Annotated in this window: 15 protein-coding genes and 1 tRNA gene; 8 read left to right on the top strand and 8 right to left on the bottom strand. The window is 50.2% G+C overall.

The genetic code is table 11. From position 1 onward, the window contains the following. Positions 1-714 precede the first annotated feature (714 nt). A tRNA-Arg gene (locus tag C5O23_RS09505) sits at positions 715-788 on the bottom strand. 338 nt (positions 789-1126) lie between these two features. Here C5O23_RS09505 and C5O23_RS09500 point away from each other — a divergent pair. Together C5O23_RS09500 and C5O23_RS09495 are read left to right on the top strand one after the other, a co-directional pair. Beyond that, positions 1127-1771, top strand: a complete 645-nt coding sequence (locus C5O23_RS09500; RefSeq protein WP_369809759.1) for a LysE family translocator — start codon at positions 1127-1129, stop codon at positions 1769-1771. 37 nt (positions 1772-1808) lie between these two features. Further along, the gene (locus C5O23_RS09495) at positions 1809-2474 is read left to right on the top strand and encodes a carbohydrate-binding family 9-like protein (RefSeq protein ID WP_107032709.1); all 666 of its coding nucleotides are present in this window, start codon (positions 1809-1811) and stop codon (positions 2472-2474) included. Positions 2475-2566: 92 nt separating this feature from the next. Here the strand turns inward: C5O23_RS09495 and C5O23_RS09490 are convergent, their stop codons facing one another. From C5O23_RS09490 to pta, 3 genes are all read right to left on the bottom strand, one after another. Further along, entirely contained in the window at positions 2567-3463 is an 897-nt protein-coding gene (locus C5O23_RS09490) for a diaminopimelate dehydrogenase (RefSeq protein ID WP_107032708.1), read from the bottom strand. 97 nt (positions 3464-3560) lie between these two features. Continuing rightward, the gene (locus C5O23_RS09485; protein ID WP_107032707.1) at positions 3561-4763 is read right to left on the bottom strand and encodes an acetate/propionate family kinase; all 1203 of its coding nucleotides are present in this window, start codon (positions 4761-4763) and stop codon (positions 3561-3563) included. Positions 4764-4796: 33 nt separating this feature from the next. Beyond that, the gene (pta, locus tag C5O23_RS09480) at positions 4797-5813 is read right to left on the bottom strand and encodes a phosphate acetyltransferase (RefSeq protein ID WP_107032706.1); all 1017 of its coding nucleotides are present in this window, start codon (positions 5811-5813) and stop codon (positions 4797-4799) included. Positions 5814-6037: 224 nt separating this feature from the next. On the opposite strand from pta, the gene porE reads away from it, so the two are divergent. Beyond that, positions 6038-8002, top strand: coding sequence for a PorE family type IX secretion system protein (porE, locus tag C5O23_RS09475; RefSeq protein ID WP_107032705.1), 1965 nt, complete (start codon positions 6038-6040; stop codon positions 8000-8002). Positions 8003-8111: 109 nt separating this feature from the next. Next, positions 8112-9911: a translational GTPase TypA gene (gene typA / locus C5O23_RS09470; protein ID WP_107032704.1), complete on the top strand. Its 1800-nt coding sequence runs from the start codon at positions 8112-8114 to the stop codon at positions 9909-9911. A 40-nt stretch (positions 9912-9951) separates the two neighbouring features. Here the strand turns inward: typA and C5O23_RS09465 are convergent, their stop codons facing one another. From C5O23_RS09465 to C5O23_RS09450, 4 genes are all read right to left on the bottom strand, one after another. After that, the gene (locus C5O23_RS09465; protein ID WP_107032703.1) at positions 9952-10746 is read right to left on the bottom strand and encodes an ABC transporter ATP-binding protein; all 795 of its coding nucleotides are present in this window, start codon (positions 10744-10746) and stop codon (positions 9952-9954) included. 35 nt (positions 10747-10781) lie between these two features. Next, positions 10782-11591, bottom strand: coding sequence for a DNA/RNA non-specific endonuclease (locus C5O23_RS09460; RefSeq protein ID WP_160630640.1), 810 nt, complete (start codon positions 11589-11591; stop codon positions 10782-10784). Between the two features lie 74 nt (positions 11592-11665). Beyond that, positions 11666-12805, bottom strand: coding sequence for a DegT/DnrJ/EryC1/StrS family aminotransferase (locus tag C5O23_RS09455; protein WP_107032701.1), 1140 nt, complete (start codon positions 12803-12805; stop codon positions 11666-11668). After that, positions 12802-13227 (bottom strand): sugar 3,4-ketoisomerase, encoded by a 426-nt coding sequence (locus C5O23_RS09450; RefSeq protein ID WP_107032700.1) that lies wholly within the window; start codon positions 13225-13227, stop codon positions 12802-12804. Before C5O23_RS09450 ends, C5O23_RS09455 begins: the two co-directional genes overlap by 4 nt. Positions 13228-13407: 180 nt before the next feature. Between C5O23_RS09450 and C5O23_RS09445 the strand changes: the two genes are divergently transcribed. The 4 genes from C5O23_RS09445 to C5O23_RS09430 all read left to right on the top strand — a co-directional run bounded on the left by C5O23_RS09445 (position 13408) and on the right by C5O23_RS09430 (position 19560). Continuing rightward, complete coding sequence (locus C5O23_RS09445; protein ID WP_107032699.1) at positions 13408-15567, top strand: elongation factor G; 2160 nt, start codon at positions 13408-13410, stop codon at positions 15565-15567. A 185-nt stretch (positions 15568-15752) separates the two neighbouring features. After that, complete coding sequence (gene mnmE, locus C5O23_RS09440; RefSeq protein ID WP_240597779.1) at positions 15753-17225, top strand: tRNA uridine-5-carboxymethylaminomethyl(34) synthesis GTPase MnmE; 1473 nt, start codon at positions 15753-15755, stop codon at positions 17223-17225. A gap of 248 nt (positions 17226-17473) precedes the next feature. Continuing rightward, positions 17474-18385 carry a helix-turn-helix domain-containing protein gene (locus C5O23_RS09435; protein ID WP_107032698.1) on the top strand — a complete coding sequence of 304 codons (912 nt, stop codon included), beginning with the start codon at positions 17474-17476 and terminating at the stop codon, positions 18383-18385. A 68-nt stretch (positions 18386-18453) separates the two neighbouring features. Further along, on the top strand, positions 18454-19560 hold the full coding sequence (locus tag C5O23_RS09430) for a tyrosine-type recombinase/integrase (protein ID WP_107032697.1): 1107 nt from the start codon (positions 18454-18456) through the stop codon (positions 19558-19560). The last annotated feature ends 159 nt before the right edge of the window (positions 19561-19719 follow it).

Raw genomic sequence — 19719 nt, 5'->3', positions numbered from 1 at the left:
GCCCCTGGTATGGCAAATAGTTCCTGTAGCCGCGCATCACTCAGCGACGGCAGCTTCTCAGCGGGTATACCGCTGTCCTGATACATTCTCACATAGCGGCGCACCGTGTTCCGGGATATGTCAAGGCTATGTCAAAGGCACTACTGATGCATTTTATGCCCATCCCTGATGCGTGACATAGGAGAATATTCTTTAATTTTGTGTTCATGTTTTCTTTGAATTATATCCCCCGTCGGCCAAAACGGAATTCAAAGATAATGATAAAATCCCCTGCTGACATTACGTCGACAGGGGTCATTTTTATATTGGGCAAAAGGGTCAGTGATATTTTGGCTTCAGGGGTCAATTCAACCTGGTCTAAGGGGTCATCCGAGCCTGGGTTTTCCACCTAAATACAGTTCAGCTTTTTTGCGATTGTTGGTAATTCGGAGCATCAGCGAGTTGTTCCGCCTGGTGTCTATGTTAAATTTTGCTGTGAACATGGCGTTAAAATATATTTTGCAGGGTTAAACAATGTTACTAAAACCATGATTATTTTAAATTCTGCGTTTCAGCTGCCGAAACATAGCCGAAACATTTTGACCCAAAGTTACCCAAAATGCGCCAAAAATACCCAATTCTATGTCAATAAGAATACTTAATTTTTACAAATATATACGAAAAGAGCCTTGAAAATAAGCTGTAATTGACTTATTTTCAAGGACTTCTGCTTTGTGATCCGGCCGCGACTCGAACGCGGGACCGTCTGCTTAGAAGGCAGATGCTCTATCCAGCTGAGCTACCGGACCAGCCTTTTGCGGTGCAAAGTTACAACTTTTTTCGTAATTCCCAACAAAAGTGACTACATGTCTTTGACAAATATTACTTATTTTGTATTATAACATTATATATCCGGTGGCATATCAGCCATATAACAACAGAGACGCTTTTTTAACCAATTGCATTTATTTTCCATTTACCAACGCTGATATGCACTGACGCGCCGATCGGTCACCCACTACGCCACCAACGAAGCTATCTTCAATACTTACTCAAACTTACTCAAAACTTCTAAATTGCATTTTGCCGGGCATCAATCATGCTGAAAATTTTGAGACCTCGGAGTGATTTTGTACCTTTGCAGATTGTGATACATCTGCCTGTCATAATATTCCGAGGCCTGCTTATAGGCATTCTTGTTTCGGCTCCGATGGGGCCGATCGGAATGCTGTGTATCCAGCGGACGCTCAACCGCGGACGCTGGCCGGCGTTTTTCACCGGTGTCGGCGCCGGTGTCAGCGATCTGCTCTACTGCCTGCTGACCGGACTTGGCCTGTCATTTGTAACTGATTTCATACAATCAAATCAGAGCGTTCTGCAGGTGATCGGTTCAATTGTTCTGATTGTCTATGCCGCCTATCTGTTTGTGGCTAATCCATCGCGGGCTCTTCAGCCGGCGGCAATGCAGCCGGCAAGCTACTGGAAAGATTTCGGGACTGGGTTTCTTTTCACTTTCTCCAATCCTCTGATACTTTTCTTCATCATCGGCCTTTTTGCCCGTTTCAGTTTTCTTGCTCCTGAGTTTCAGGCCTATCACTATGTGGCCGGCTACATTTCAATATTCCTTGGTGCTGTGCTGTGGTGGTTTGGCGTTACATATTTTGTCAACAAGGTGCGCCGCCATTTCAACATACGCTCCATGTGGCTGCTGAACCGCATTTTAGCCGCCATCATTCTCATTATGGGCGCTATTGGATTCATTACCGGTATTAAAGATCTGTTTTTCAATTAACTGATTCTATCCCCCACTCTATTTCATAACAGCAAATATGCAAAAGACACTACACGTACCCTATATAGCTGATCTTGATTTTTTAAATACTGATGCTATTTTCAACCGTCTGGAATCATCAGGCGTACGCCACAGCATAGGTGAACTCAACTGGAAGGATCTGTTTCCTTACCATCCGCTCACCACGTTTACCATCGCACATTCGGACAACCATATCTACATCAATTTCTTTGTACGCTGCAACTATCTGCGTGCCATGAATTTCGAGAACAATTCACCTGTCTACGAAGACTCCTGCGTTATGTTTTTCGTGAAGCCAGACGGATCTGAAAAATACTGGAATTTTGAGTTCAACTGCATCGGTGCGATCAAAGCCTCTCACCGAGAGTCGAGGGCTGTCAACGTCACTCCCCTCTCTGATTCAGAGATCTCCACTATAGCCGTGCTTCCGTCATGCGGACGCCGGCCGTTCCGTGAAGTGGAAGGACTGTTCACCTGGGACCTTCTTGCAGCAATTCCGCTGAATCTTCTTGGAATCAAGTTTGACGGAAAGCCGGTCGAACTTAGTGGCAACTTCTACAAATGTGCTTCCGGGACTTCTCAGCCTCACTATCTCAGCTGGGCTCCGGTGCCGACTCCTGAGCCCGACTTCCATCAGTCTCAGTACTTCGGACAGATCATTCTTGACGGAGTGTCTGACTGACAATCCAACCTTATTTCAAATATGGCATTCAGCCCGTCTGTTGAGATCTCAACTGACGGGCTGAACGCTATATATATCTGAATGATTATCGATCAGACAAGATGTGCGATCTGATCTTCGCGTTCGCCGGGCAGAAGATCAATCACGGGGATTTCGACCATTGTATATGCTCCAGGTGTGAGGCGCATTGATGCGCGGGCCACTCCAACAAGCAGCTGGGCGGTGAGAGCCGGGTTGTTGATCGACATATTGAATTCAAATCGCTGATTCTGGGTCTTGCCGGAAACGCCCTTGCGCACCATGTGCACGCCGTGGCCCATGTCTTTTACAGCATCGACACTTTCAACTGCCATCACATGGGTTTCGTCAGACGCAAAATAAGGATCTTCCTTAACAGCCTTTGCCACATCTTCAAGACGTGCCCCGTCTTCAAGTTCTACATAGACCATACGGCGATGCATGCCGTCACCTTTTGGCATGGTCATTGAAAGTGCATTCTTCACACCTGCTTTCGATTTTACACATACTGTATGGCCCATGCTCATGCCTGGGCCGAAGTTGGTGTATGTAAGGCCCTTCGGAGCGGCTGCCTCAAGGAGTGTGCGCACGATAGAATCGCTTCCCGGATCCCATCCGGCAGAAATAACTGCCACGCGGCCGGCCTTTTTTGCTGCGGCATCGAGGGAGCGGCGAAGGCCGATGATCGAAGTGTGGATGTCGAAGCTGTCAACGGTGTTGATTCCCATTGCCAGATATTCGAGAGCATATTTTTCAACTTCGCGTGTGGGAGTGGCGAGAATTGCTACATCCACATGACCAAGTTCACGGATGTCGGTGACAACCTTATAAGGGGCAAGTTCAGCCGGAATTTCGGCCACATTGCGGCGTACGACGCCGGCAATTTCAAAATCAGGGGCTGCTTCAAGAGCTTCAATCGAGAAGCGGCCGATGTTGCCGTAGCCAACTACGGCGGCACGGATCTTTGTCATATTTGCATTATTAATCTCAGAATGATTCCACGCCTGAGATGCCAGCTTGGAACGTGGCAGTGATCCGGCGCGGAATCAAAAATTTTATAGTCTCTGATTATTTCTTGGAAACAATCGCTTCAGTATCGCGGGCAATCATCAATTCCTCGTCAGTAGGAATGACAACGACCTTTACTTTAGATGCCGCTGTAGAAACAACTGCTTCCTTGCCACGGATACCAGAGTTCAGTTCCTTATCTATTTCGACTCCCATAAACTTAAGGGGCTCGCAGACTGCTTCGCGGAGTGAAGTCTGATTTTCGCCTACGCCGCCGGTAAATACGATGATGTCTACACCGCCCATTTCAGCGGCATAAGCACCGATGTATTTGAGGATACGCTGCTCATACATGGCAAGTCCGAGGATAGCGCGCTCGTCACCGGCATTAACAGCGGCTTCAATTTCGCGCATATCGCTTGAGATGCCTGTCACGCCTGCCATTCCGCTCTCCTTGTTGATGATTTTCTGGAGATCTGTGGCTGACAGATTGTGTTTGAGCATAAGATAAACAAGCGCTCCGGGATCGACATCGCCCACGCGGGTACCCATCATGAGTCCCTCTGTCGGGGTGAGGCCCATAGAAGTGTCTACGCTCTTTCCACCGTCAACAGCTGTGATCGAGCCGCCGTTGCCGACATGGCAGGTAATAATTTTTTGATCTTTGCTGTCTACTCCGAGGAATTCGCAAACACGCTGAGAAACATAACGGTGGCTGGTTCCGTGGAAACCGTAGCGGCGCACACCGTCTTCCTCATAATACTTGTAAGGCAAAGCATAGAGGAACGACTTTGCAGGCATTGTCTGGTGGAAAGCGGTATCGAAGACTGCTACCTGAGGCTTGCCGGGCATGAGAGTGGTGATAGCGTCAATACCGGTCATGTTGGCAGGGTTGTGGAGAGGCGCGATGTCGTAGCACTGCTTGATCATGTCTTTGACTTCATCGTTAATAAGCACACTTTCGCTGAATTTTTCAGCTCCGTGAACTACGCGGTGGCCCACTGCGTCGATTTCGTCATATGACTTGATGCATCCTTCCGCAGGATCAGTCAGAAGGTTAAGAATAGCCTGCACAGCACCATTGTGGTCAACAAGACCAAGTTCGATGACAGCCTTTGAGCCATCGTTTTTTTTGTACTTGAGAAATCCGTCGTTAAGTCCGATTTTCTCAACGCCGCCTTCGGCAAGCACACTGTTGTCCGCTGTGTCGATAAGCTTATATTTTACTGAACTGCTACCGCAGTTTAATACTAAGATTTTCATTCTTTAGTCTGTCTTTGCGTATGAGAGGTATGATTAGTTGTTTCCCTTAAGACCGATTGCCTGGTTGCAGGTAATGATGATGGTCTTGTAGATATCTTCGGGATAGCAGCCGCGCGAAAGATCGTTGACGGGAGCTGCAAGACCCTGAAGAACCGGACCTACAGCCTGAACGCCGCCGAGACGCTGCACGAGCTTGTAGGCAATATTGCCGACTTCAAGCGAGGGGAATACGAGCACGTTGGCACGGCCTGAGAGCGGACTGTTGGGAGCCTTGCTGTTTGCCACTCCGGGGACGAGGGCTGCATCGGCCTGAAGTTCGCCGTCAAGAACGAGAGAGGGTTCCATTTCATGAGCGATCTTTGTAGCTTCGATTACTTTGTCGACTCGTTCGCTCTTGGCGCTGCCCTTGGTTGAGAAGCTGAGGATGGCAACACGGGGTTCGATGCCTGCGATGTCACGCGCGGTTTTTCCAGCTGACACTGCGATCTGGGCAAGCTGGGCCGCATCGGGTTCGGGCACAACCGCACAATCGGCAAAAATCAGCAGTCCGTTTGTGCCATAGGGAGATCCTTCGGGGAGCACCATCACGAAAGCGCCTGAAACCACGTCAATGCCGGGCATGGTCTTGATTACCTGGAACGCTGCGCGCAGCACGTTGCCGGTAGTGTTGAGCGCGCCGGCAACCTGGCCGTCGGCATCGCCGGCCTTCACCATAAGACAGCCGAGATAGAGAGGATTGGCAGAAGTCATGCGGGCCTCTTCCATCGAGATGCCTTTTTTCTTGCGCAGTTCGAAATAGATAGGAGCATATTTGTCAATCACTGTTTCATCAGCGGGGTTGACGATTGTAGCTTTGCCGATATTCTCAAGATTGAGATCCTTGGCCATTGTCATGATCTCGGCCGGATCACCGATCAGAATAATGTCGGCTATACCGTCGGCTATGATGCGGTCGGCAGCGGTGAGAGTGCGGGGTTCTGTGCCTTCCGGGAGGACGATGCGTTGACGCTTTGCTTTTGCGTTAGCGGTAAGTTTTTCAAAAAGACCCATAGGTATGTGATTTAATATTAAAGATTTTGACAATTACAATTTGTCAGAATGCGCTCAGGCTTAAGAGGCTGTTTAAGTCGGGCCATGCTGAATTATCGCACAAAGATACAATGATTTCGCCGCTTTTCCAAAATAAAATATTCACATGATTTCTACGTTAAATTATCAAAAGCATATCTGAACGGCTGTACAAGCCTTATAAGAAACTTCCATCATCACCAGTCATGACCCGTTTATACCACCTTATATATATAGCGCTTATAGCAGGCGCACTGGCCGGATGTTCCGGAGCAAAGATGAGTGTAGCCGACGAGCAGCTTGCCCGCGGCGAATATTTCGATGCCCAGAAAACCTATCGAAAAATCTACAACAAACTCAATCCACGCGAACAGCGCAGCCAGCGGGCTGAAGTGGCTCTGAAGATGGGCGAATGCTACACACGCCTTGGCCAGGACGCACGTGCGGCTGCCGCCTATCAGAATGCCTTGCGTTACGGATACCCTGACTCCACAATACTCCTTCAGCTTGCCAGCGCCCAACACGGGCAAGGCAACTACGCCCAGGCAATCAAAAGCTATGAAGATTATCTGAAGATCAAACCGGACGACAGCCATGCCCGGCAGGCTCTTGCCGGTGCGCGCCGAGCAGCAGAGCTCAAGCGCAACAAGACACGCCACGTGGTCAGAAATGCAAAACTCTTCAACTCCCGCCGTTCCGACTTCTCTCCCATGTTTAACGGCGAGGTGCTGTATTTCACAACGACCAATGAGAAAGTAACCGGATCGAACCGCAGCGAGATCACCGGCATGAAACGCAGCGACATCTGGATGGTGCGCAAGAACGAACGCGGCGACTGGCAGCGGCCCGAAGCCGTGGAGGGGGAAGTGAACACAGAATGGGACGAAGGCATCATTTCGTTTTCGCCTGACGGATCGACCATGTATCTCACCCGCGCCATACGTACGCCCGACCGGAATACGGGCGTAGACATCTACACCTCGCACCGCTCCGATGCACAATGGAGCGCACCGGTGAAGCTTGAGATCACCAACGACACGCTTTCGAGCTATGGGCATCCGGCAGTAAGCCCCTCCGGAGAGTATCTCTATTTCACATCCGACATGCCCGGACACGGGGGCAAAGACATCTGGCGCATCAAACTTAACGAGCGGGCCGGAAGCCTTGAAAATCTCGGAGACGCGATCAATACACCAGGCGATGAGGTATTTCCCTACATGCTCACCGACTCTATAATGTATTTTTCGTCTGACGGACATCCCGGCTTGGGTGGACTTGATATATTCCGGGCCACGCTGACCCCTTCCGGCGGCTGGCTGGTAGAGAATATGGGCTCGCCCATAAACTCCGAAGGTGACGATTTCGGCATCACCTTCGCCAACCCAGGCAAAGAGTCAGGCTATTTCAGTTCAAACCGCGGCGACGGCCGTGGATATGACCATCTCTATTCATTCGAACTCCCCGATCTCAAGATTCAGATAAGCGGCTGGGTGCTGGACCGAGATGAAGAACCTGTGCCGAACGCCGTGATACGCATCGTAGGCAATGACGGCTCCAACCAGAAAGCCGTAGCCCGCAACGACGGATCGTTCTCCTTCCCGCTGCAGCGCGGAGTGCGCTATGTGATGCTCGCCGGCGCAAAAGGTTATCTCAACGCCAAACAGGAATTCACATCAGATACTGCCGAAGAAGACGCCGAATACGGCATAGACTTTATACTGGCCTCGATCTCAAAACCAAACATCGTGGAAAATATCTTCTACGATTTTGACAAAGCCACTCTGCGGCCTGAATCAAAAGGCGCTCTCGACAGCCTCGTGCAGATGTTGCGCGACAACCCCAACATAACAATCGAAATGGCATCACACACCGACCGCTGGGGGTCTGACGAATATAACATACGCCTCTCCGAACGCCGCGCAAAAAGCGTGGTCGACTATCTGATAGAGGCAGGAATTCCGGCAGCTCGGCTTCAGTATCAGGGCTATGGCAAATCGCGCCCGAAAAAGATCACCAAGCGTCTTGCCCGCGAGTTTTCTCTGTTTGAAGAGGGCCGGGTACTTGACGAGGCATTCATTGAAAGCCTTCCGGAAGAGCAGCAGGAAATTGCAGACCAGATAAACCGCCGGACTGAATTCCAAGTGCTCTCGGTAGACTATCAGATGTATTGACAGAGGCACTCAGAACAGCAAAATCGGCCTCCGACGCCGATTTTTGGCGCAACAAAGCAGATATTAGCGAAAATAGTTGTAACTTTGCATCCTGAAAAATTTTTGGACAATGCAGAAGATTAGAAATATTGCCATCATCGCCCACGTGGACCACGGCAAAACCACGCTCGTAGACAAAATGCTAATGGCCGGAAAACTGTTTCGCGACAATCAGTCAACCGGTGAACTCATACTCGACAATAATGATCTCGAACGCGAGCGAGGGATAACAATCCTCTCCAAAAACGTCTCAATCAACTACAACGGCTACAAGATCAACATCATTGACACTCCGGGACACGCCGACTTCGGTGGCGAGGTAGAGCGAGTGCTCAACATGGCCGATGGCTGCCTCCTCCTTGTCGATGCCTTTGAAGGCCCGATGCCCCAGACCCGATTCGTGCTTCAGAAAGCCATCCAGATGGGCCTGAAACCGGTAGTTGTCATCAATAAAGTCGACAAACCCAACTGTCGTCCTGACGAAGTGCAGGAAATGGTGTTCGACCTTATGTGCAATCTCGATGCAAGCGAAGATCAGCTTGATTTTCCCACCGTCTACGGTTCGGCAAAACAAGGCTGGATGAGCACCGACTATACCCAGCCGACTGACAACATCACTGCCGTTCTTGACGCCATCATCGAATATATCCCTGAACCAGAAGTGCTTGAAGGCGATGCACAGATGCTGATAACTTCACTGGACTTCAGCAGCTATGTAGGCCGAATTGCCATAGGCCGTGTACACCGCGGTGAGCTCTGCGAAGGCCAGGACATAGCGCTCTGCAAGAAAGACGGCACAGTTGTACGTCAGCGCATCAAGGAGCTGCATACCTTCGAAGGCATGGGCCGAAAGAAAGTGCAGTCAGTGAAAAGCGGCGACATCTGCGCCCTTGTAGGCATCGAAGGATTCGAGATCGGTGACACTGTGGCTGATTTCAATAATCCGGAGGCGCTCCCGCGTATCGCCATCGATGAGCCGACAATGTCAATGACTTTCACTATCAATGACAGCCCCTTCTTCGGCAAGGATGGCAAATACGTAACCTCACGCCACATCCATGACCGCCTGACAAAAGAGCTTGACCGCAATCTCGCACTGCGCATAACCAAAGCTGACCACGAGGACTCATGGACTGTATTCGGACGCGGTGTGCTTCATCTCTCGGTGCTCATCGAGACAATGCGCCGCGAGGGCTTTGAACTTCAGGTAGGCCAGCCTCAGGTCATCCTCAAAGAAATCGACGGGCAGAAATGCGAGCCGATCGAAATGCTGACCATCAACGTGCCGGAAGAATATTCATCAAAGATCATCGACATGGTGACCCGCCGCAAAGGCGAGATGGTCTCGATGATGACTCAGAACGACCGCATCCATATTGAATTCCTCATCCCCTCACGCGGCATCATAGGCCTGCGCAACAATGTGCTGACCGCATCGGCCGGAGAGGCCATTATGGCTCACCGCTTTCATGAATACCAGCCTTGGAAAGGTGACATCGAACGCCGCACCAACGGATCGCTCATCGCAATGGAAAGCGGAACCGCCTATGCCTATGCCATTGACAAGCTTCAGGACCGCGGACGTTTCTTCATCTTCCCTCAGGAAGAAGTCTATGCAGGTCAGGTGGTAGGCGAAAACGCCAAAGACAACGATATCGTGGTCAATGTCACCAAGTCAAAGAAACTGACCAACATGCGTGCAAGCGGCGCCGATGACAAGGCCCGCATCATCCCTCCGGTAGTATTCTCGCTTGAAGAAGCTCTCGAATATATCAAGGAAGATGAATATGTGGAAGTGACCCCTCATCACCTCCGCCTGCGCAAGATCATTCTTGACGAAATCGAACGTAAGCGCGCCAACAAATCCTGATCTGCCCCGCTCTCAGCAAAACGGAAGGAACCGCCACAGATCATTGATCCTGCATCAGTATGCGGAAATGCCCGCCGAGAGGATCATAGCAGATTCCTTCACGGTCAAAATACACCCCCAGACTGCCGTCAGCGGCAAGTCCGCGGGGTGTTCCCGTTTTAAGGCCATGATGCTTGTCGAGCAACCACACGCGGTCGGCAATCTGAAGAGCAATCTCCAGATCGTGAGTTGAAATAAACACAGTGGTCTGTCTGAACCGTGAAAGAGAACGCAACAGCCGCATTATCTCGACTTTGCTTGGAAAATCAAGAAAAGCAGTAGGCTCATCGAGGAATATTACCGGTGTCTGTTGGGCGAGCGCTTTGGCTATCATCACTTTCTGCCTTTCGCCATCACTGAGCGAAGCAACCGGCCGTCCACACAGCGGGCCTATACCGACAAGACCCACTGCATCGTCAACAATCTTCCGGTCATAGTCGCTCAGACGCCCCCAGAAGCCTGTGTAAGGGCTGCGCCCCATCGCAACGAGCTGTTCGACTTTCATGTTTCCGACAGCCGGCTTCTCTGTCAACACAAGCCCTATCACCTTGGCCAACTCAGAGACGGAATAGTCAGTGAGAGACTTGCCGTCAACCGTCACTGATCCGGAAAGAGGAGAAAGCATACCTGACAAGGTCTTAAGAAGAGTTGATTTTCCGGCGCCGTTCGGACCGAGAAGACATGTCATCTCCCCTTTGTTCAGACACGCATCAAGCGGTCCGGAAACTTTGACGCTCCCGTCACGCCCTTGATAGCCGGTCAACAATCCGTGCAGTTCAACAGCTGTGTGGCTCATTTCTGTTTTCTGTCTGTTTTTGTTTTTACCGCGCTCTACCGTTTGCGGTGAGTGCTCCAATAGTGGAAATTACATTGGCTCTCCACCTCTTTTTCTATCTCGTCAGGCAGCGAGGAGAAGAAATCGTGCCCGGTAAGAGCCTCAATGGAGTCAATTGTGACCGCACAGGCCTGCATGCCGCCTTTGACTTTTTCATTCGGCATGATAAATCCGATACCTCTCGCCGGTACAGAATAAGGTGAGATAATAGCCTTGAAAAATTTTCTCGGAACATAGACGCGCGAGTCACCTATATATTCAATCGGATTTCCGTCTATAACCGGCCCGCAGACTATATAGATGGCACTGTCAGCCTCTGCCCACTGCCGGCATTTTTCTTCAAGCCCTTTCCATGAGCCGGCATTAAGGCTCTTTGCCTGAGGACATATATTGGTAAGCAGAAATGTCTCGGCCATTGCTTCAGCGCTCCATTTCATATCGCCCGCAGGCGCCATGTGCCCGCGGTCATAACCGGAATAACTATAGTCCCAGGTATCGGCACAGCCTTCAACGTCAGGGTCTGACGCAAATTTATTTGTCCTCGATGCGGAGCCGCTTGTCTCCTCGGCGGTCAATTCCCATGAAACCCAGTTGGGTATATGGCATTGCGGGTTGAATGACAGATCCATCCCACGGTAACTTTTGAGCACCGAAGGTGTTCCAGGCCTTGTTTTGACTTCGAGAAGATTTCCATAGTCCCCAGAATGTGCGGACAGCACCTGTTCATTTGTTTCCTGACCGCTAAGATGTGAGGCAAGATAACCACATCCAGCCATAAGGATTACCGCTATAAGTCCTCGCCACATATTTCTGATACTTTTTCCTACTTTTTTCTTTCTTGTTCTCCTTCTTGATTTTGCCATATATTATGAATGATTTTTCAGCCGCCAAGGTCAGCCTGATTGATAATACTGGCTATTTCGGCCGCATCGGCCACGGATGTACCGGTGGCTATAGGAAGACTTACTATCTCTCCGGCAAGGCGCTCTGTGACCGGCAGCGGGCCATGTGCCAGATCTGCATAACAAGGCTGACAATGCGGGGGCACGGCGTAATGGATGTCAGTGTCCACTCCCCTTTCGGCAAGTTTCTGCCGGAACTGATCCCGTTTTCCGCCTGTGACCCTTATCACATACTGATGCCATACGTGGTCTGTGACTTCTGATGACATATATGGCAACACTATGTCAGGATGCGAGATGGTGCGCTGATAAGCCAGTGCCCTCGCGAATCTGTCGGCATTCTCCTGAGCCAGATACGGAAGTTTCACGCTGAGGAAAGCCGCCTGCAATGGATCAAGACGACAGTTGAAGCCTTTGAATATGTTGTTGTAACGCGACTCTGTGCCATAATTAGCCAGTGCTCTCACAGTTTTGGCCAGACCGGCGTCATGAGTAACAACCGCACCTCCGTCGCCCAAAGCTCCGACATTCTTGGTGGGATAGAAACTGATTCCCGCGGCATCGCCAAGCGCACCGGCAAACGGCGATGCGTGAAGGCCCTCAGCCAGAGTGCGGGCGCCGAGAGCCTGCGCGCAGTCTTCAATTATTTTCAGCCCATGCTTTCCGGCACAGTCTGTAAGAGCCGCATCCCAGACAACACGCCCGTAGAGATGCACTGCCATTATTCCACGAGTGCGCGGCGTGATGGCAGCCTCAAGGAGAGATGTGTCAAGATTCATGGTCTTCTCATCTATATCTACCGCAACCGGAACAAGCCCGGCATCGCTGATGGCAAGCACTGAAGCTATAAAGGTATTGGCCGGATAGATGATTTCATCGCCATAACTGAAAACTCCGTTCTCACAATAGGCTCTCAGGATAAGCCGCAAAGCATCGAGACCATTGCTGACACCTATCACAAACGGAGAGGCAAGCATTTCGCCAAGGCGCGATTCAAATGCCTCCACTTCAGGGCCTCCGATATAACGGCCGCTGCGTATCACACGCTCTGCCGCGGCTACAAGGCTGTCGGCATACGGTTCATTCACACAGCCAAGATCCAGGAAAGGATATTTCATAAATAGGGTCCTTTCTGCCGTGAGGCCAGTTGCTTGAATTCTTCGTAATCACGGATGTATTCATCCGGATCATAGAGGATTGAAGTCATGACCACACACACACTTCCGGAGGCAAAATTATCGAGCGTACGCCAATAGCCTGGGGGGATATACAGCCCTTCATACGGGCGGTTAAGCGTATAGGTCATCCAGGTGTCACCGTCAAAGAGATTCACATTGAAGCATCCGTTGACAGCCACCAGCAGCGATTTAGCCTCCTTGTGGGAATGTCCGCCACGGGCCTCTCCAGCCGGGACATCATAGGTCCAGTAACACCGGGCGATCTCAAACGGTATCTGATCATTGTCCTGGACAAAAGTGAGACTCCCGCGGGGGTCATATATACGTGGAAGAGGAATGATGCAAGGTTTTGTTATATCCATAGGCATTTTCTTTGGAAATAATACACGCAAAGGTAATAATATTATGGTGACGTTGGAGCATCGAGAGAGTAAAAAACGTCAGTATGTTGTAAAACACATTTTTTTGCGCACCGAAAACGAAAATTTATTACTATTTTGCGGACGTTTTCTTCTTACCTAAAACTAAAACCTAAATTAAATATGAAGGTCTATCAAACAAACGAGATTAAAAACATCGCCTTGCTTGGGAGCAAAGGCTCTGGTAAAACCACACTCGCCGAAGCTATGCTTTACGAGTGTGGAGTTATAAAACGCCGCGGCACCATTGAAGGAAAAAACACTGTAAGTGATTCGTTCCCTGTTGAGAAAGAGTATGGCTACAGCGTATTCTCGACAGTTTTTTATGCGGAATTCCTTGGGAAGAAGCTTAATGTGATAGACTGCCCCGGAGCCGATGACTTTGTCGGAAATGCGATCACCGCACTCAATGTGACCGACACCGGTGTCATACTGATCAACTCGCAATATGGCGTGGAGGTAGGCACACAGAACATCTTCCGTACAACCCAGTCTCTGAAAAAGCCAGTGATTTTCGCTCTCAACCAGCTTGACGGCGACAAGGCCGACTATGAAAACGTCATGGAGCAGATGCGCGAGCATTTCGGCAATAAGATCGTGGCTATACAATATCCTCTGCAGTGCGGAGCCGGCTTCAATGCCATGATTGACGTGCTGCTTATGAAGAAATACTCCTGGGGCCCTGACGGTGGCACTCCGACCATCGAAGAGATTCCGGCCGAAGAAATGGAACGCGCCAAAGAACTCCACCAGGCCCTCGTAGAGGCTGCGGCTGAAAATGACGAGACTCTGATGGAAAAATTCTTCGACCAGGGCCATCTCAGCGAAGACGAAATGCGCGAAGGCATACGTAAGGGCCTGATTGACCGCTCGATCTATCCGGTGTTCTGCGTAAGCGCAGCTAAGGACATGGGTGTACGCCGAATGATGGAATTCCTCGGCAACGTAGTGCCGTTTGTTGAAGACATGCCGGCTCCTGAGACAGTAGAAGGATTGGAAGTGAAGCCTGACAGCAACGGTCCGCTCTCACTCTACTTCTTCAAGACCACTGTAGAACCGCACATCGGTGAAGTCAGCTACTTCAAAGTCATGTCCGGCACACTGACTCCTGGCGTAGACCTCGAAAATATCACACGCGGTTCACGCGAAAGAATCGCTCAGATCTATTGCGTCTGCGGCAACATCAAGACTCAGGTCGATAAACTCTGCGCAGGAGACATCGGCGCAACCGTGAAACTGAAAGATGTACGCACCGGCAACACTCTTGACGGTAAGGACTGCGAATACAGCTTTGATTTCATCCGCTTCCCTGAGCCGAAATACCGCCGTGCGATCCGCCCCGTGACAGAGAGCGATTCAGAAAAGCTCATGGGCATCCTCACACGTATGCACGAGGAAGATCCTACATGGGTAATCGAACAGTCGAAGGAACTGAAACAGATCATCCTGTCAGGCCAGGGAGAATTCCATCTTCGCACTCTCAAATGGCGCGTTGAAAACAATGACAAACTCCCGATCATCTTCGATGAACCGCGTATCCCCTATCGCGAGACAATCACAAAAGCAGCCCGCGCAGACTACCGACACAAGAAACAGTCAGGCGGCGCAGGCCAGTTCGGCGAAGTACACCTCATTATCGAACCCTATACAGAAGGCATGCCTGCACCGGACACCTATAAATTCGGCAATCAGGAATACAAGATGAGCGTCCGCGACACTCAGGAACTACCACTCTCATGGGGCGGAAAACTCGTGGTCCACAACTGCATTGTCGGCGGTGCGATTGACGCACGATTCATCCCGGCCATCGTCAAAGGCCTCATGGACCGCATGGAACAGGGACCGCTGACCGGAAGCTATGCCCGCGACGTAAGAGTCTGCATCTACGACGGTAAAATGCACCCGGTTGACTCAAACGAAATCTCATTCCGCCTGGCCGGCCGAAACGCCTTCAGCGAAGCCTTCCGCAACGCCAATCCAAAAGTGCTTGAACCGGTCTATGATGTCGAAGTCATGGTGCCCGGTGATGTCATGGGCGATGTCATGAGCGACCTGCAGGGCCGTAGAGCAATAATCATGGGCATGTCAAGCGACAATGGCTTTGAAAAAATCTCAGCCAGAGTACCTCTGAAAGAAATGTCGTCATACTCGACCGCATTATCCTCAATCACCGGCGGACGCTCGGCTTTCACAATGAAATTCGCATCCTATGAGCTCGTACCGGCAGACGTTCAGGAAAAGCTCCTGAAAGAATATGCCGAAAAGTCACAATCTGAAGACTGATCTACCCCGTTTGCCTGACCGCACTCCGGTGATCAGACTGCAAATCTGACATTCTTCTACCTTAATATCTTTGACCGCAGGCTATCGCACCTCTCCATCGCGATAGCCTGTTTTGCGTCTTGGGAATAAATTGCTAATTTTGCAGATAGGTAGACTCCAGGAACAATCCACTGAAAGAGTTCCCGATGATCATTGTATCGTTCAATTTCGAAGAATTACTTATGTATCAGTATAACGATTCAGACACCATATGCGCCATATCCACCGCCCCCGGCTGTGGAGGCATAGCAGTAATCCGCGTGAGCGGACCCGATGCAATCAGCATCATCAATAAAATCTGGCGCGGAAAACCTCTCTCATCAGTCGGCACACATACCGCCCACCTGGGCACAATAACAGACCCTGAAAACCCGACAGAACCGCTTGACAGCGGAGTGGCCACAGTGTTTCGCGCTCCCGGAACATTCACAGGCGAAGACGTAGTTGAAATCTCGGTCCACGGCTCCGTATGGATACAGCGCGAACTGATCAATCTGCTTATACGCACAGGATGCCGTCTGGCTCAGCCCGGAGAATTTACACGTCGCGCATTCGCCAACGGCAAACTCGACCTTGCCCAGGCCGAAGCCGTGGCCGATGTAATTGCCGCCACCTCCCGAAGCGCCCACCGCCTTGCGTCATCCCAGATGAGAGGCGATTTTTCAAAACGGATCGGAACACTCAGAGAAAAACTGATCGAAATAGCCTCTTTGCTCGAACTCGAACTCGATTTTTCAGAAGAAGACGTTGAATTCGCCTCGCGCATCCACCTGGCAGAACTGGCCAAAAACCTCCACACTGAAATCAGCAGCCTTGCCGCTACATTCTCAACAGGCAGTGCACTTAAAAACGGCATCCCGGTAGCGATCGTAGGCGAACCAAACGCAGGCAAATCGACCCTGCTCAACGCCTTGCTGAATGAGTCACGCGCCATCGTCAGCGACATACCTGGAACCACAAGAGACACCGTCGAGGACACAATAGAGATCGACGGCGTCATGTATCGATTCATCGACACAGCCGGCTTACGCGAAACTTCAGATCACGTAGAAAACCTCGGCATCGGCCGCTCATTTGAAGCCATCGAACGCGCACGCATAGTCATATGGCTCGTAACACCAGACATCAGTCAGGAGAAACTGACCGAACTGCATACCGAAATAAAAAAACATCTGGCAGAAGGAGCAACCCTCCTTACAGTTCTGAATAAAACAGACCTACTTGCCTCACCGACCGATCTCCCCCACCCTTTGCAGAACATTTTCACTGAATCACAAGAGCCTGTCACAACAGAAAAATCGACACAAAGGCCTATATTGATCTCTGCATCGACAGGCCACAACATAGACCGGCTCACCCAAGCACTCCACACCCTATCAGGAACCAATGATTCTGCGGGAGCAGACCTCATGGTTACAAACGCGCGCCACTACGAAGCCCTGACACTCGCCGCAGAATCATTAGCCCGCGTCCTTGACGGCCTTCGAGCAAACCTCTCAGGCGACTTCATCGCCCAGGACCTCCGCGAAACCATCCACCACCTCTCCGCCATCACCGGCACAATCACCACCACCGACCTCCTCACCTCCATCTTCCAGAACTTCTGCATCGGCAAGTAATTAGTTGATTATCAATGCTTTACATTGACAGCAATTGACTGATACTGACCGATAAAACTTAACTCTTACAAGAACGCCTGATGCTGATAACTGTCAGTGTCGGGCGTTTTTATGCACTATTTTGTACGGATTTTGTACGACAGCGACTCATTTCACCCCAAGCGTCAGCAAGGTGGTGGAGAAAGTGGTACGTCACGGTACGTCGTGATACGCCATGATACGATTATTTACGAAATTAACACGTAGACATGAGCAGCAACATCAAAGTCGAGAGAATCTGCGAATGGTGCGGAAAGAAGTTTATCGCACAGACCACAGTCACACGCTTCTGCTCGAAGCGGTGCTCGGAACGCTCCTATAAAGAGCGATTCCGTCAGAAGAAGATGGCAGTGGCAAATCAGGAAACCGCCGCAAATGCCACCTACAATAAATGGCGAGATAAAGACTTCCTGACACCGACGCAAGCGGCGGAGCTGTTAGGCATCGGTAGAATGTCGATTTATCGCTATATCCGCAATGGTAAAATCAAGGTCGTAAGATTCGAGCGAAAGACGCTAATCAGCAAAGCTGACATTCAGGCGATGTTCGATTTTCTTTCGCCGAAAGAAAGTGAACCAGTAGAAGCCTCTGAGAAAAAAGGAAAATCTATATCCGAGTTTTACACACTCGCTGAGATTCGGGAGAAATTCGGGGTCAAAGACTCGTGGATTTACAAAGTGGTTGCTGAGAATAATGTGCCGAAGACTATTATTCGTGGCAAGGCTTATTTCAGCAAGAGTCATATCGACCGGCTGTTCTCATCGAGGAAGGAAAATCCAGAAATCACGGAATGGTATTCGGTTGAGGAGATTCATGAAAAATACGGCATGACCCTCTCGGCAATTTACACTCTGGTCTCTAAAATCGGAATCCCGAAACGCAAGGAGGGGCCGAAGGTCTATTATTCCAAGTATCACTTCGATGTGGCGAAAGGTGCCAAGTCAGCCGAGGATGTGGAGTTTATTTCAGTGCCCGAAGCCATGGGAAAATACTCGCTGACACGCGACCAGCTGTATCACTACGTCAAGACATACAAGATAACCAAGCTCCGTTGCGGCAAGCATGTCAAGCTGAACGCCAAAGAGTTAGAAGCATTGTTCAACCCCGAGATTCAGTTATAATCCGGTGATTTTTCTCACCCGGCAACCACCATTTACCTTTGCACCTTATAATTCTAAAACAGCATAATATGGAATCAGCAACCATCACCAAAGTGACACTCCGTCAGGAGAAACTGCGTAGCGGCAAACTGTCGCTCTACCTCGACTATTACCCACCCATCTGGAATCCGCACATCAAGAAGATGTCGCGGCGCGAGTTCCTCGGCCTCTATCTCATCGGTAAACCAAAAGACAAGTTCGAGCTTGATTACAACGAGGAAATCATGCTCAAAGCCCGTGGCATACGAGCCACCCGTGAGCTGGCTATCATCAACGAGGAGTTCGGTTTCCTCGACCGCACCAAGAAACATGCCGACTTTCTGGCATATTTTGAGGCAAAGACAAAGGAAAAATATCAGAAATGGGAGATTGTCTACAAGCATTTCAAGGATTTCTGCAATGGCCGCTGCCTGATGAAAGACGTCACCATTGGTCTCTGCAACGACTTCCGTTCCTATATCCTCAAAATCCGTGTCAAGCAATCCGGGAATATCATATCACGAAACTCTGCCGCGGGATATTGGTCGACATTCCGCGCCCTGCTGAAGATAGCGTATAAGGAGGGCTGGCTGAAGGAGAACGTCAACGACTATCTCGACAGCATCGAATGGGAAGACCCCAAAATCAACTATCTCGAAATCGAGGAGGTGAAACGCCTTGCCGCCACCCCGTGCAAAGTTGAGGTACTGAAACGTGCATCGCTCTTCGCCTGTATGACCGGGTTACGCATCAGCGATATTCTTCAGCTCCGATGGGAGAATATCGAAATGTCTCCCGACGGCGGCTACTGTATGCGCATCCGGACACAGAAGACCAAGACACAGGCGACATTGCCGCTAAGCGATGAAGCGTTGTCGTATTGCGGAGAGCCTGGTCGTGGAATGGTATTCAGAGGTCTGAGCCGCGCCCATACGCGTGAACCATTCAAGAAATGGCTCAAAGATGCCGGCATCAAAAAGAAAATCACCTTCCACGGGCTGCGTCACACCTACGCTACCTTGCTGATAACCAACGGTACTGACATCTACACCGTCAGCAAGATGCTCACGCATAAAAACGTGGCCACGACTCAGATATATGCAGAGGTCATCAGCCAGAAGAAGCGTGATGCTGCCAACTCAATCACCCTCAAATGATTGATAAGGTTAAAGCTCAAAGCAGGCACCGCAAAAACACCGATCAAAACACCACAAAAACACCGATTAGTTTGGAATCAATCATAATCTGTGTACGCAGAAAAAAGCAATACCACCAATTCAATCTCTCTGAAATAAACTCATAAATAATTTTGCCAA

The sequence above is a fragment of the Duncaniella muris genome (genome assembly GCF_003024805.1).
GTDB classification, from domain to species: Bacteria; Bacteroidota; Bacteroidia; order Bacteroidales; family Muribaculaceae; genus Duncaniella; species Duncaniella muris.
The sequence above is the reverse complement of the archived record's forward strand: the minus strand, read 5'-3'. Positions and strand labels throughout refer to the sequence as shown.